General features: G+C 46.8%; 11 protein-coding genes. 5 read left to right on the top strand and 6 right to left on the bottom strand.

The genetic code is table 11. The features are described 5' to 3' along the window. Nucleotides 1–68 precede the first annotated feature (68 nt). The 6 genes from MO387_RS03205 to MO387_RS03180 all read right to left on the bottom strand — a co-directional run bounded on the left by MO387_RS03205 (nt 69) and on the right by MO387_RS03180 (nt 7,395). Nucleotides 69–992, bottom strand: coding sequence for a hydroxymethylglutaryl-CoA lyase (locus MO387_RS03205; protein ID WP_107948287.1), 924 nt, complete (start codon nt 990–992; stop codon nt 69–71). Nucleotide 993: 1 nt separating this feature from the next. Next, nucleotides 994–3,036: an acetyl/propionyl/methylcrotonyl-CoA carboxylase subunit alpha gene (locus MO387_RS03200; RefSeq protein ID WP_107948285.1), complete on the bottom strand. Its 2,043-nt coding sequence runs from the start codon at nt 3,034–3,036 to the stop codon at nt 994–996. Beyond that, a complete protein-coding gene (locus tag MO387_RS03195; RefSeq protein WP_242325994.1) occupies nt 3,036–3,905 on the bottom strand; it encodes an enoyl-CoA hydratase-related protein in 870 nt (289 codons plus the stop codon). The genes MO387_RS03200 and MO387_RS03195 overlap by 1 nt, the downstream gene beginning before the upstream one ends. 49 nt (nt 3,906–3,954) lie before the next feature. Further along, the gene (locus MO387_RS03190) at nt 3,955–5,562 is read right to left on the bottom strand and encodes a carboxyl transferase domain-containing protein (protein ID WP_006082320.1); all 1,608 of its coding nucleotides are present in this window, start codon (nt 5,560–5,562) and stop codon (nt 3,955–3,957) included. Between the two features lie 116 nt (nt 5,563–5,678). Further along, entirely contained in the window at nt 5,679–6,848 is a 1,170-nt protein-coding gene (locus MO387_RS03185) for an isovaleryl-CoA dehydrogenase (protein ID WP_107948280.1), read from the bottom strand. Between the two features lie 139 nt (nt 6,849–6,987). Then, nucleotides 6,988–7,395, bottom strand: a complete 408-nt coding sequence (locus tag MO387_RS03180) for a MerR family DNA-binding transcriptional regulator (protein ID WP_006082318.1) — start codon at nt 7,393–7,395, stop codon at nt 6,988–6,990. 291 nt (nt 7,396–7,686) lie between these two features. On the opposite strand from MO387_RS03180, the gene MO387_RS03175 reads away from it, so the two are divergent. The 5 genes from MO387_RS03175 (at nt 7,687) to MO387_RS03155 (ending at nt 15,391) form a co-directional block, all read left to right on the top strand. Continuing rightward, nucleotides 7,687–9,645 (top strand): propionyl-CoA synthetase, encoded by a 1,959-nt coding sequence (locus tag MO387_RS03175; RefSeq protein ID WP_107948278.1) that lies wholly within the window; start codon nt 7,687–7,689, stop codon nt 9,643–9,645. Between the two features lie 366 nt (nt 9,646–10,011). After that, complete coding sequence (gene sugE, locus MO387_RS03170) at nt 10,012–10,326, top strand: quaternary ammonium compound efflux SMR transporter SugE (protein WP_006085526.1); 315 nt, start codon at nt 10,012–10,014, stop codon at nt 10,324–10,326. A gap of 159 nt (nt 10,327–10,485) precedes the next feature. Beyond that, a complete protein-coding gene (gndA, locus tag MO387_RS03165; RefSeq protein WP_107948276.1) occupies nt 10,486–12,012 on the top strand; it encodes an NADP-dependent phosphogluconate dehydrogenase in 1,527 nt (508 codons plus the stop codon). A 789-nt stretch (nt 12,013–12,801) separates the two neighbouring features. After that, entirely contained in the window at nt 12,802–14,916 is a 2,115-nt protein-coding gene (locus tag MO387_RS03160; protein WP_006085524.1) for a S8 family serine peptidase, read from the top strand. 10 nt (nt 14,917–14,926) lie between these two features. Then, nucleotides 14,927–15,391, top strand: a complete 465-nt coding sequence (locus MO387_RS03155; RefSeq protein ID WP_006085523.1) for a hypothetical protein — start codon at nt 14,927–14,929, stop codon at nt 15,389–15,391. Nucleotides 15,392–15,400: the final 9 nt, after the last annotated feature.

Genomic DNA, 15,400 nt, shown 5'->3' with positions numbered 1-15,400 from the left:
TTATAAAACGCGCGGGAAATAACGCGCGTTTTTAATAACGGTTGTTGGTGTCGTTAATTATTGTTGTTCTATTTTGCTAACAGGGCAGTGGCCACTTTCGAGCCGTTGTTGCGATTCAGCTGTGTGCTAATGGCTTGTCCTGCTAAAGCGAGTTTTTGTAAATCGATACCTGTTTCGAATCCCATGCCGTGCAGCATATACACTAAGTCTTCGGTGGCAAGATTGCCCGACGCGCCTTTGGCATAGGGGCAGCCGCCAAGACCTGCAACCGAGGAGTCAAACACCCGCACACCTAAGTCTAAGCAGGCCAAAATGTTAGCTAATGCTTGGCCATAGGTGTCGTGAAAGTGTAGCGCCAGTTTCTCAATAGGCACACGTTCAGCCACAGTTTGCAGCATTCTACGGGCTTTTTGCGGCGTGCCGATACCGATAGTGTCACCGAGCGATATTTCGTAACAGCCCATTTTGTAAAGGATTTCAGACACGCGGGCCACTTCACTGACCGCTATCTCACCTTCGTAGGGGCAACCTAGCACGCAGGACACATAGCCGCGCACTGGAATATTGTGCGCTTTTGCTAATTCCATCAAAGGGATAAAGCGTTCAATCGACTCTTCAATCGAGCAGTTGATATTGCGTTGACTAAAGCTTTGTGAGGCGGCGCCAAATATCGCTACTTCGGAAGCTTTTGCATCCAGTGCCAGTTCAAAGCCTTTGACGTTGGGCGTGAGCGCGCTATACACCACGCCGCTTTGACGCTGTATTTGCTTGAGCACATCGGCAGAATCGGCCATTTGTGGCACCCATTTGGGTGACACAAAACTGCCGGATTCGATGCGCTTAAGCCCTGCATCTACCAGCGATTCAATCAAGGCGATTTTAGCTGCCGTTGGCACAGCGACTTCGTTTTGCAGGCCGTCGCGCGCGCCCATCTCGAAGATGCTGACCCTATCTTTGGCGTCCGCTGCTTGGCTTAGATTGACTAACGACATCTTAGGCTTCCTTGGTCGCGGTTGGCTCGTCTGTCTCTAACGGCTCAACGTTAAGCAAGGTTGCGCCATCGGTTACCAGCTCGCCCGCCTTAAAGTAGAATTCACTGACTATGCCATCAAAGGGCGCTTCGATTGTGTATTCCATCTTCATGGCTTCCATCACTAGCAAACCTTGGCCCGCTTTCACTTGTGTGCCGACATCGACTAAATGGGTCACAACAGTGCCGTTCATGGGCGCTTTTAACTTATCAGCATTGCTGGCTTGTTCTTCGACCACGAGCGTTTGCACTGCTTTGAAGTGGTAACTGCCAGAGGATAAAAACAGCGTAAAGTCATCACCTTGTGCGCTAACCGGCACTTTACTCTTATGGCCGTTGATTTCGGCGAGCAGTAAGTCTTGTTTCAGCTCGCCATTTAGCAACCAATCTTGACCGTGCAGTGGCAACTGATACATGCCGCCTAAATCGAGCATCACTAACTGCTGCAATTCATGGGCGTCATCGAGCAGGGCAATATTGTGCTGACTACAACTGTTGAGTCTAAAACCGCTCACTTGACCCCAAGGCGAGTAAGGATCGGCGCTGTTGACAGCTTGCGCTTTGGCGGCTTCTTTACGGGCAAGTACTTGATATAGCGCGGCAAAGGCAAGCGCAGTATCAGCTTCGCTTGAAGCTGTGCCAATCAGGGTATCGCCATAACGGCCAATAAAGTCAGTGCTAAAGTCGGCATTGGCAAACGCTGGGTGTTCGGCAATGTTCGCTAAAAACTCAATGTTGTGCTTAAGACCGCTGATTTGATACGACTCTAAGGCATGCACTAAACGCTGCAAGGCGCGCGGGCGCGATTCATCCCAGACGATAAGCTTGGCAATCATAGGATCGTAGAAGTTACTGATCACATCATTTTCGCGAATGCCCGAATCGATACGGACAAACTTGCTTTGCTCGGGTTCGCGCAAAAAGTTGAGCTTACCGCTGGCGGGTAAAAACTCATTTTGCGGATCTTCGGCGTAGATACGCACTTCAAAGGAATGGCCGTGAATACGCACTTCATCTTGCTTAAGGGGCAGTGGCTGACCGCTGGCGACCAGCAATTGCCATTTGACTAAATCTTGGCCTGTGACCATTTCAGTCACTGGATGCTCAACCTGCAGACGGGTGTTCATCTCCATGAAATAGAAGCTATTGTCCGTATCTAACAGAAACTCTACCGTTCCCGCGCCAACATAATCGATGGCTTTAGCTGCCGCGACGGCCGCATCACCCATTTGGGCGCGCAGTGCATCGCTTAAGCCTGGTGCTGGTGCCTCTTCGACCACTTTTTGGTGGCGACGTTGAATCGAGCAGTCGCGATCCGATAAGTAAATCGCGTTACCAAAGGTGTCGGCAAACACTTGTACTTCGACGTGGCGCGGCTGGCGTAAATAACGCTCCATCAATAACTTATCGTTACCAAAAGAAGAGGCCGCTTCACGGCGCGCCGAGTTAACGGCTTCCATGATTTCGCCTTCATTCTCGACGATACGCATGCCTTTACCGCCGCCGCCATACGCCGCTTTAATCAGCATAGGGAAGCCGATTTTCAGTGCCTCGGCTTTTAAGGTCGCGTCGGTTTGGTCATCGCCGTGGTAACCGGGCACTAAGGGCACGTTTGCCGCCGTCATAATAGATTTAGCGGCGCTTTTGCTGCCCATGGCATCGATAGCATCACTGCCTGGGCCAACAAAGGCGATGCCTGCTGCTTCACATTTACGGGCAAAGTCGGCGTTTTCAGATAAGAAACCATAACCAGGGTGAATGGCTTGGGCGCCGGCTTTTTTGGCGATGTCGATAATCAAATCGCCCTTTAAATAGGAGTCTGCCGGCGCACTGCCACCTAGATAGAAAGATTCGTCGGCCATGGCGACATGGCGCGCTTCTTTATCGGCATCGGAATATAGGGCAACGGTGCGAACACCCATGGCATGGGCGGTTTTGATGATGCGACAGGCGATTTCACCGCGGTTAGCAATCAATAGCTTGGTAAACATTTGCTTGGTTAACATCAAAGGGCTCCTTGGGTATCACTTGGCTTTTGCGTGGGAGTTGAGAGCGCTTGTTGCCAATTAGGCAGACGTTTCTCAAAAAAGGCATTTAAGCCTTCTTGGCCCTCGGTTGATACCCGAATGCGGGCGATACGCTCGCTAGTGTAATCAATGGTGTTTTGGTCTATCACGCCATCTTCAAGATGCGATAGCAGTGTTTTTACCCATGCCATGCCTTGCGGGCTATTGACCAGCAGCGCGTCAATAATCGGCTTTGCGGCGGCGTCTAAGTCATCGCTGATCTCATGAATGACATTAAGCTTTAATGCGGTTTCTGCACTAAAACGCTCGGCGGTCAGCATGTAGCGGCGCGATGCGCGGTTACCCATAGCGCGGGCAACGTAAGGGCTTATCACCGCAGGAATTAATCCGAGTTTCACTTCGCTCAAACAAAAACTGGCGCGCGTTGTGGCGATAGCGATATCGCTGGCGCAAATCAGCCCCAGTGCGCCGCCAAAGGCTGCGCCTTGCACTAATGCAATGGTGGGTTTTGGAAAGGTATCTAGATCCTGCATCAGTTTTGCTAAGGCTTTGGCATCATTTAGATTTTGCTCAAAGTCCATTTTGGCTTGTTTGCGCATCCAATTGAGATCGGCGCCGGCGCTGAAGTTTTTGCCGTTTGCTTTGAGTACCAGCACTTGGCATTGCTTGTGCTCAGCAAAATAGCTAAGGACGCTAATCATCTCGCAAATCATCACTTCATCGAAGGCGTTGTGTACTTCTGCTCGGTCAAGAATAAGCTCGGCAACGCCGTTATTGAGCGCGTAAGTGACGTGCTGCAAGTTGCTTAAATCCTTTGTGCCGCTAGTGCTGTTTAATGTATCTGTCATTATTCTTTTCCCTATCTTCTTGTGTGACATATGTTTTTCACATGTGCCTTTACATACGGAACACACCAAAGCGGGTGTCTTCGATAGGAGCATTTAACGCCGCTGATAGGGCAAGTCCGACCACATCGCGGGTTTGCGCTGGGTCAATAATGCCGTCATCCCATAAACGGGCGCTGGCATGATACGGATGACCTTCTTTGTCGTACTGGGCGACAATCGGCGCTTTAAAGGCTTTTTCAGCTTCAGCCGACCATTCTTCACCTTTACGGGCTAAACCGTCGCGACGCACTGTCGCGAGTACGCCAGCCGCTTGCTCGCCGCCCATCACAGAAATACGGGCGTTAGGCCACATCCACATCATGGTCGGTTCGAACGCGCGGCCACACATGCCGTAGTTACCCGCGCCGTAGCTGCCGCCGATAATCACAGTGAATTTAGGTACATTGGCGCAAGAAACCGCGGTCACCATTTTAGCGCCATGTTTAGCTATGCCTTCGTGTTCGTACTTTTTACCCACCATAAAGCCGGTGATGTTTTGCAGGAACAGCAGCGGAATTTTGCGCTGGCAGCACAGTTCAATAAAGTGTGCGCCTTTTTGCGCCGACTCTGAGAACAGAATGCCGTTGTTGGCGACAATGCCGACAGGATAGCCGTGAATACGGGCAAAACCGCACACTAAGGTTGCGCCGTAGTTGGCTTTAAACTCATCAAAATCAGAATCATCGACGATACGGGCGATCACTTCTTTGACATCAAAGGGCTTTTTAAGATCGGTGCCGACAATGCCGTACAGTTCGCTAATGTCAAATCTTGGCGGCTTGACTGGGCTCAGCAGTGATTTGATTTCTTTTTGATGATTAAGGCGTGATACCGCGCGGCGGGCAAGCTCCAGCGCGTGCTCATCGTTTTGCGCTAAATGGTCCGCCACGCCGGAAATTTTGGTGTGCACTTCGGCGCCGCCCAGTTCTTCTGCGCTAACTTCTTCGCCAGTGGCCGCTTTCACTAATGGTGGGCCTGCTAAGAAGATAGTGCCTTGATCTTTTACGATAATGGATTCATCCGCCATGGCGGGCACATAAGCGCCGCCCGCGGTACATAAGCCCATGACCACTGCGATTTGTGGGATACCTTTGGCGGACATTTGCGCTTGGTTGTAAAAGATACGGCCGAAATGGTCGCGGTCGGGGAAAACTTCATCTTGGCGGGGCAGGTTAGCGCCGCCCGAGTCGACTAAATAAATACAAGGCAAGTGACAACGGCTGGCAATATCTTGGGCACGAAGGTGTTTTTTGACGGTAATCGGGTAGTAAGTGCCGCCTTTCACTGTGGCGTCGTTGGCGATGATCATGCACTCCACGCCACTCACACGGCCGATACCGGCAATAATGCCCGCTGCGGGCACTTCTTCGTCGTAGACTTCAAACGCGGCAAATTGCGACAGTTCTAAGAAGGGTGAACCTGCATCGAGCAGCTTTTCAACCCGTTGACGTGGTAGTAATTTTCCACGGGATAAATGACGCTCTAGCGCCACAGGGCCGCCGCCGAGTTCGATTTTATTGAGTTTAGTTTTAAGATCGGCCACTAGGGCGGCCATATCGTCGGATTTTGCTTTAAATTCATCGCTACGGGCGTTGATACGACTGCTTATTTGCGTCACTTTGATTGTCCTTATAAAGCGGAAACTCGGTATCACCTTGCTCGAATGGGTGGCGCAAACTGTAAATTACAGTGAGGGGCTACCCATTCACTTGTGAGAGATTATTGGAACTCGCGTTATTTCGACTCATTGAACAGTTCGCGGCCAATCAGCATGCGGCGAATTTCTGAGGTGCCTGCGCCGATTTCATACAGCTTGGCATCACGCAGTAAGCGGCCGGTGGCGTATTCGTTAACATAACCATTGCCGCCGAGCAGTTGGATTGCATCCAGTGCCATTTTGGTTGCTAATTCAGCGCTATACAGAATGGCGCCCGCGGCATCTTTACGGGTGGTTTCACCGCGGTCACAGGATTTTGCTACGGCATATACGTAGGATTTGGCGGCATTCATGCCGGTGTACATGTCGGCTAATTTGCCCTGTACCAGTTGGAATTCACCAATTGATTTACCAAATTGCTCACGCTCGTGGATGTAAGGTACAACGATATCCATACAAGCGTTCATGATCCCCAGCGGGCCGCCAGATAGCACGACGCGCTCGTAATCTAAGCCGCTCATCAGCACTTTTACGCCGTTGTTGAGGCCGCCTAAAATGTTTTCTTCTGGCACTTCCACGTCTTCAAACACCAGTTCGCAGGTGTTAGAGCCGCGCATGCCGAGTTTGTCGAGTTTTTGCGCTTGGCTAAAACCTTTCGAATCACGCTCAACGATAAAGGCGGTAATACCGTGTGCGCCTTTGGTTAAGTCGGTTTTAGCGTAAATCACATAGGTGTGTGCATCGGGGCCGTTGGTGATCCACATCTTGTTGCCGTTTAAGATGAAACGGTCGCCTTCTTTACGGGCGTGTAACTTCATTGATACTACGTCAGAACCTGCGTTTGGCTCACTCATGGCGAGGGCGCCAATATGTTCACCGCTCACCAGTTTGGGCAGATACTTGGCTTTTTGCGCAGCATTACCGTTACGGTTGATTTGATTCACACACAGGTTTGAGTGGGCACCATAACTTAGGCCGATAGAGGCCGATGCACGGGAGATTTCTTCCATTGCCACGACGTGGGCAAGGTAGCCCATGTTCGCGCCGCCGTACTCTTCGGGTACGGTTACGCCGAGCAGTCCCATTCCTCCTAGCACAGGCCAAAGTTCATTGGGGAAGGCGTTGTCGTGATCCACTTTCGCGGCAATTGGAGCGATTTCATTCGCGGCAAAATCCTGCACTGCATCGCGCAGCATGTCGACGTCTTCGCCTAGACCAAAATTCAGACTTGTGTAGAGAGAGTTCATTGCTTGTGTCCTTTCAGATGTTCTAATTTCAGATTGTTATAGTTTTTATGATTTTTAGGTGCTTGAGTCTTTTAAATCTTGTACTTAAATCCGTAGTGTTATCGCCATCAAATTGATTTGATTTTGTGTCAACGGAGATTTAGGCTTTTGCCGTTTTGTTATCTTCTAAGGCTAAACGGCACTGCTGCTCGGCGGAATTGAGTTCCATCAATACGACTTTGATGTCGTCCATTTGCTGTTGTAGTGCGGACTTTTTTTCTTCCACTAGCGCCAGCATGGTATTGAGCTGTGAGGTGCTGCTCTTGTCGGCATCGTATAATTCGAACAAGCGACGGGTTTCTGCCAAAGAAAAGCCCAAGCGTTTGCCGCGAAGAATGAGCTTGAGACGCACCCTGTCTTTGAGGCTATAAATACGGGTTTGGCCGCGGCGTTTAGGCTTAAGCAAACCTTGGTCTTCGTAAAAACGAATACTACGCGTAGTGATATCAAATTCTTTTGAGAGATCACTGATCGAGTAAGTCGTTTGTGGTGTGTTCGTTGCGCTCATTCATGCACCCTAAATAATCAGTTTTAAGCAAGATATATGAAGTTTACGTAAAGGTAAAGATTTTGACTTTTATTCTGTTGCCATAAAAGTGTCAATCCCAATTGCCATCAGCCTGTGCGGCCAGATTAAAACGGGTGCTTTAAATTAGTGTTCTCACATAAAACCACAAATATTTTCTGGTTATAGGCTAACGTCTAATAGTGGGCTGGATGCCCCCCTGTTAATAATGGTTGTTGGAAGGGGTAGTTATTGCGGCTGACGATTTTAGCCGCAGTCCTGATTGGAGGACATATGTTGACCGAACAGCAAAATGCATCTGTAGCGCAAGCCGCAAATCAAAAAGAGAACCAACAAAAACATCAAGCGTTGCACCAAGCATCCTTGCTTAATAAAGCCGAATTCTGGGGAGAAGCGGCGAAGACGCTCGATTGGATTAAACCTGCGCAAACGGTGCTCGATGAATCGCAGGCGCCGTTTTATCATTGGTTCGCCGATGGTGAGATGAACACTTGTTATAACGCCGTTGATCGCCATGTGCTGGCTGGACGCGGTGACCAAGTGGCTATCCAATATGTGAGCCCTGTTACTGATACTGAATACGGCATTAGCTACGCGGAGTTACAGGCTCAAGTGAGCCGACTCGCGGGCTTTATGCAATCTATTGGTATAGGGAAGGGCGACCGTGTGGTGATTTATATGCCTATGGTGCCGGAAACCGCCTTCGCTATGCTGGCCTGTGCTCGCATAGGTGCGATTCATTCTGTGGTTTTTGGTGGTTTTGCCGCCAATGAACTCGCGACTCGGATTAATGATGCTAAGCCTAAATTGGTACTGTCGGCATCCTGCGGAATTGAGCCTTCGGGCGTCATTCCTTATAAACCTTTGCTAGACAAAGCGTTAGCTCAGTCAGTGCATCAGGTTGATCACTGCCTGATTTTAAATCGCAGCCAGTATCAGGCTGATTTACTTGAGGGCCGTGACTTAGATTGGCAAGCTGCATTAGCGACTGCGCCTAAGGCCGATTGTGCCGCGCTTAAGGCCACCGATCCCTTGTATGTACTTTATACCTCAGGCACCACGGGTCAGCCTAAAGGTGTGGTGCGCGATAATGGCGGCCATGCAGTGGCACTGGCTTGGTCGATGCAACATATTTACGATATTCAAGCGGGCGATGTGTTTTGGGCAGCGTCTGATGTGGGCTGGGTTGTGGGTCATTCTTACATAGTGTACGGACCGCTGCTGGTGGGCGCTACAACCTTAATGTATGAAGGCAAACCTGTCGGTACGCCCGATCCCGGCGCTTTTTGGCGCACGATTGCCAAATATAAAGTCAAAAGTTTTTTCACCGCGCCGACGGCCATTCGCGCAATCAAGCGTGAAGATCCTGATGGTGAGTATCTACAAGGTGTTGATTTAGCTTGTCTTAAAAATGTGTTTTTGGCAGGTGAACGTTGCGATCCCGACACTTTAGTTTGGGCACACACTAAACTCGCTAAACCTGTTATCGATCACTGGTGGCAAACCGAAACGGGTTGGCCAGTCGCGGCAAATTTGATGGGCACAGCGCCCGTCGCCATTAAGCCGGGTTCACCCGCTTTACCTGTGCCTGGTTATGCGGTTGAAGTCGTGGATGAATTGGGTGAACAAGTTGCGCCCAATACTTCGGGGAATGTGGTGATCAAGCTGCCTTTGCCGCCGGGAACCTTAACGACATTGTGGCAAAATGATCAACGCTATCAAGACAGTTACTTGTCTATGTATCCAGGTTATTACTTAACTGGCGATGCGGGTTATACCGATGAAGATGGTTATCTCTACATTATGAGTCGTATCGATGACATCATAAATGTGGCGGGGCACAGGTTATCGACCGGACGTTTTGAAGAAGTCTTGTGTCAACATCCTGATGTGGCCGAAGCGGCTGTGATTGGTGTGGATGATCAGCTTAAAGGTCAGGTGCCTTTAGGATTAGTGGTACTGAAAAAGGGCGTGACGATCAGTGATGAAGAGCTGCATAAACAGCTTATTACCTTAGTTCGTCAAGAGATTGGTCCCGTCGCCTCCTTTAGGTTAGTGAGTGCGATTCAAAAATTGCCCAAAACGCGCTCTGGTAAGATTTTACGTGGTACTATGCGAAAAATTGCTGATAATCAGCAATATACCGCACCTGCAACTATAGAAGATCCACAGACCTTAGAGTTAGTGCGTACCGCGCTCACTCGCATGGGTTATGCCGATGCCTTAATCTAAGCTTGCGTTTAGTGAATGGGGATTTCATGTTGGAAATTCCCACTCTAAAAATCGCTTGCTGTTGCGAATTGAAACAAATATCCCCGCTAAATTTGAGCAATAGTCCATTATGATTTGCTAATATTACCGCGTATTTATTGAATGTTTTTGTTACTCAATTGCATTATTTTGAGTTGTTTATATGCGGGAATTGAGCATTAGCAATTGTTTAATTGATCCATTCAACTAAAACCACCACTAGAAGCAATGTGTTTCTATGGATATTTTAGTTACACATCACTGACTACTTTGTATTCTCACCGGCTTAGGGACGACCCTAAACATGCCTTAATTTGGTAGGGGACGACCCCTAATTAGGAGTTCACTATGAGTTGGTTCTTATTAGTCCTTGCGGGTTTATTCGAAATTGGTTGGGCCATAGGGCTTAAATATACCGAAGGTTTTACACGTTTGTGGCCAAGTATCTTTACAGTGGCGTCGATGGCCGTGAGTGTGTTGCTACTCGGACTCGCGGTTAAGCAACTGCCAATCGGTACTGCTTACGGTGTGTGGGTCGGTATTGGCGCCATGGGTACAGCTATTGCTGGAATTATCCTGTTAGGAGAAGGAGTTAGCTTACTGAAAATCGCCAGTTTGATACTGATCTTACTGGGGGTTTTAGGGCTTAAACTCGCCCATTAATTGACGCTTACATTGGATAAATGAGACGTAAACGATTGGTGCTTTCAGCACAATCGAAATTGCCAATCGTATGTCTCTGGTAATTAAGTTACAAAGATCGGTATAATTACCCCCCAAAATTGGTTAGCTCTAACCTCTGTGACCCGTGGGAATTATATAATGCAAAACCACAGCAATCTTAATGATATCGGCGTAATTGGCCTTGGCGTTATGGGTAAAAACCTCGCGCTAAACATCGCGGATAACCAATATCACGTCAGCGCATTTGATCTCGATCCTGTTAAAGTTAATGGTGTTATACAGCAAGAAAAACAGGAATGCGCCGGACTCGAACCTCGCATTCTTGGCTGTGCTAATCTTACCGAAATGTTAGCCAGTCTCACAAAACCCCGCATTCTTGTGCTTTCTGTTCCCGCGGGTGCACCCGTCGATGGTGTCTGTAGTGCTTTGATTTCTGCCGGAATTGAGTCCGATGATATCGTTATCGATACCGGTAACAGCCTATGGACTGACACTGTTGAGCGTGAAGCGCGCTACAAAGGTCAGTTTGTATTTTTTAGCTCTGCGGTTTCGGGCGGTGAAGTCGGTGCGCGTTTCGGTCCATCACTTATGCCAAGCGGCGATATCGATGCATGGCATCACGTTGCACCTATTTGGAAAGCCATTGCCGCTAAGGTTGATGCGAGTACAGGTTTACCCATAGAGCGCTTCGAACCGGGTAATCCAGTGACAGAAGGCGAGCCATGCACGACTTATATTGGTCCTGCGGGTTCTGGCCATTACGTGAAGATGGTGCATAACGGTATTGAATACGCAGATATGCAGTTGATTTGCGAAGCCTATCAAATGCTGCATGACGGTTTAGGCATGAGCGCTGCAGAAGTGGGCGATGTGTTTGAACGCTGGAACAAAGGCAGCTTAAACAGCTATTTGATGGGGATCAGTGCCGAAGTCTTAAAACAGGCCGATCCATTAACGGGTAAACCGTTGGTGGAAATGATCTTAGATAAAGCGGGCCAAAAAGGCACGGGTTTGTGGACGGCCGTAAGCAGTTTACAAATTGGTTGTCCGGCACCGACGATTGCTGAAGCTGTATATGCTCGCGCCGTAAGTACCCAAAAATCCTTACGTTTACAACTTAGCCAGAAATTGGCTGGGCCAAATGTACCTGCTATCGATGATGCGCAAAAAGCGCAGTTGATTGAGGCTCTAGAAAGCGCGTTATATTGCGCGAAAGTGTGTTGTTACGCGCAAGGCTTCCAGTTGATGGCGATGACGGCCCATGAACAAAAATGGCAGTTAGACTTTGCTGAAATTGCAAAAATTTGGCGTGCGGGTTGTATTATTCGCGCGACTTTCTTGCAATCAATCACTCAAGCCTATGAAGACAATGCCGAGCTTAGCAATCTGTTGATGGCCGACAGTTTTGCGTCAGCCTTATCTGAAAAGCAAGGCCTATGGCGCACTGCGGTAGCGACTGCGGTAATGCAAGGTATTCCAGCGCCGTGTATTAGCTCAGCACTGGCATATTACGACAGTTATCGCTGCGAAACATTACCAGCGAACTTGCTCCAAGGTCAGCGTGACTTTTTCGGCGCTCACACCTTCGAGCGGATCGATACGCCAGCTGGCGAGAAATATCACTTAGATTGGAGCGCTAAAGAGCGCACCTTAGCTAAGGTCTAATGTTCGTGAAAACTGGTATATAGTATTTTATAAAGACCCTCAATATTGAGGGTTTTTTTATGCCTGTTCTACATTGATTGGAACTGACAGTTAACTCATTAACGCCAAAGATAACAGCTTATTATTTTACCGTAGTGGTCTATTATTTTTTCGCGATTAATCTTATGCCTAGGGTTATATACTTAATTAAATTAAGAGTCAGTAAGAACATGTCTGTCGTCATTAATTTTCTGTATATTGGCTTGCAGATAATCATATGCAATATTGAGTTTCAATCCACCTTAAGAATTGTTTTATACATAATATTGTTGCTAAATATTTTAGACGCAGCATGCTTTCTATACAAGGCTTAGCATATTTATTTAACCAATAATGAGTATGTTATGTTGTTAATGCTGTTGAATTTTTAAAAGTGTAACAATTTATTTTTAAATTTCAAATACACTAAAAAAGTGATTCTATTAATTCTAGCATTCAATTTTATCTCGTAAGTATTTGATTTTAAAGCGCATTAATTTTATAAATAAGGTGTGCAACTCCGTTTCTTAAGTTTATTGCTACTGTAAATACAACAAGGGAATTTACATTCAATCTACAGCTCTGTTTATTTTTGTTTTCATTTCAATTTCTAATCTGTTAAAAGGTGTATCACCATTAAATGCTAATATTGGTTTTTTGGTGGTTAAATAATAACTAAAATAACAGTATTTAATGCGGATAAAAGGCGAGTGAATTCTAGCTATCCAATATTAAATTATAAGATGTAATGACAAGAAGGAATGTCTATCTATGCGTATGTCCATTGTTGCATTAAGCATCACGGCCGCCTTATTGGCAGGTTGTGGAAGTGACAAAAAGGCTCCAGAGCCAGTCGCTAAGATCAACACAGCACCAACAACTGCTGATATGACCATTGATGTGTCGCAGTCTCTATTATTTACTGGCAAATTAGATGCGACAGATGCCGAAGGCGGTTTGACTTACTCTTTAGTTGATCCAACTGATTTAAAACTAGGTACTTTGACTTTAGTTAATAAAAGTACCGGTGAATTTACTTATGCTTCCAATGCCAGTGAAGGCACTGATGTTGTCAGATTTAAAGTATCTGACGGTCAGTATCAAGCTGAGGGTACATTAACAATTCATATCAAAAATGGCGATCCCTTATATGCTTATCAATGGCATTTGAAAAACACAGGCCAGAATTCTTTTGCATTGAATCGTGGTATCGCTGGCGAAGACATGAATGTTAGTGAAGCAATTTCAAAGCAAGTTATGGGTCAAGGCATCACAGTTGCCGTTGTGGATGATGGCTTGGAAATTTCTCATCCTGATCTGGTGAATAATACTGTCAAGGGAGGATCGTATAATCTGATCACAGGTTCCGTTGATCCTACACCTTTTTCTGGTGAATCTGGTCACGGCACTGCAGTGGGCGGGATTATCGCAGCAGAAGGTTGGAACGGTATTGGTGGTCGTGGTGTCGCCCCAAAGGCACAACTAATTGGTTTTAACTTCTTAGATTCCGATCCAACAGGTAAAGTGACAAATGTTCAAACATTTGAAAACTTTACTAAATCACATGGCGCTAGTGCTTACAGCGATAGTGCCCGTGTTTTTAACCAAAGCTATGGTTACAGTGTTCCTTTCCCACACGGTTTTGATGAGGATGAGTCTGAGGTATATCGCGATGTGGCCACTCAGAGCTTTGATGGAAAAGGGAGTATTTTTGTTAAATCTGCAGGTAATGGTTATGACTATTACCGTTTCAGCACCTTTTGGCTTCCAGGTGATTATTTTTCTGCTACAGCCGAAAACCCTGCTAACCATGGATTACCTTTCCATAATTCAAACATGTCCAGTGATAATGCAAACGTCTACAACTTAGTGGTCAGTGCAATCAATGCTAAAGGCGTATTATCGAGCTATTCATCAGTAGGGTCTAATATTTTTGTCACTGCTCCAGGTGGAGAATATGGTGAAGTTAATCCAGCGATTGTAACAACAGACCGCGTAGGTTGTGAAAATGGATCTGCGATTGCAGAAGATCGCCCAAGCACACCGTTCCACGGTGGGTTACATCCTTTAAACTCAAATTGTGATTACACTTCGACAATGAACGGTACATCTTCAGCTGCACCAAATACTTCAGGTGCAGTCGCCGTGATTATGAGTGCAAACCCAGATTTGACGTGGCGTGATGTACGCAATGTTCTTGCTAAAACTTCAACCAAAGTGAATGCTGATATTGCGGCTAAAACCGTTACTATTGGCGAGGGCGATGCAGCTCAAGAATATGTTGCTATTCCGGAATGGCAAGAAAACGCCGCTGGTTATTCATTCCATAATTTTTATGGTTTCGGCCGAGTTAACGTAAGCGAAGCGGTAAAATTGGCTAAATCCTATGCTGAGGATTTAGGTGAATATGTGGTAACTGAATGGCAAGCGAGCCAAGAATTGGCAAAAGCTATTCCTGACGCGGACGTCAATGGTGTTAGTGATACTCAGATGGTAGCGGATGATTTAATCATTGAAGCTGTACAAATCGAGTTAACGGCAGATCACTTACGCCTACCGGATCTTGCTGTTGAGCTAATATCTCCAGCAGGAACTAAAAGTGTATTAATGACACCTTATAATGGTTTGGTATATCAAGGTGTTATGGATAAAACAGATCCTGAAGATCTCATTACAGGCTTTGATGCAACGCCTATGCTGTCTAATGCTTTCTATGGTGAATCAGCTAAGGGAGAATGGACTATCAAGCTTATTGATGTGAATAGTGGTAGCTATAAATTTATCAAATATGATCAAGGTTATATCTCTATTCCTAATGAAGCTGATGGAAAACTAAAAGGTTGGTCAATTCGTTTCCATGGCCATGCTGCCAAGTCTGCATCTTAAGGAGTATTAAATGAAAGCGTTGAATTTATCATTAGTTGCAGTTGCTCTTACGTTATCTGCACAAGTTATGGCACATGACAAAGTTGATTTGGTTGAACCTCAAGGTGAAACACAAGGCGTCACAGTCAGTCGTGCTGAATTTTTGGGTACTGACAACCAATATTTTGTCAAAACTGATGCTGGCGTGAAGCAAGCGAAACAGTTAACAAAAGGACAGAAAGTAGTGACTCAGTCTGGTAAGCCATTTGCAGAAATGACAGGTAAATTGGTTGTTAAGCTTAAACCTGGCGTTTCAGCTGAGGATTTTGCAAAAGTTCATGGCCTGAAAGTGGATTGGCAAAACAAGAGTAATTTACTCTTGTTAGCCGCTGAAGATGGCACTGATCTCATCAACCTAGTGAACGCGATTAAAGCGTCCCCTGAAGTTGAACGAGCTAAGTTAGACCGCGCCATTGCCAAGCAAGAAGTACAGTAATTTTTGTTT

Origin of the sequence: Shewanella sp. N2AIL (assembly GCF_022690845.1) — a bacterium.
GTDB classification, from domain to species: Bacteria; Pseudomonadota; Gammaproteobacteria; order Enterobacterales; family Shewanellaceae; genus Shewanella; species Shewanella baltica.
The sequence above is the reverse complement of the archived record's forward strand: the minus strand, read 5'-3'. Positions and strand labels throughout refer to the sequence as shown.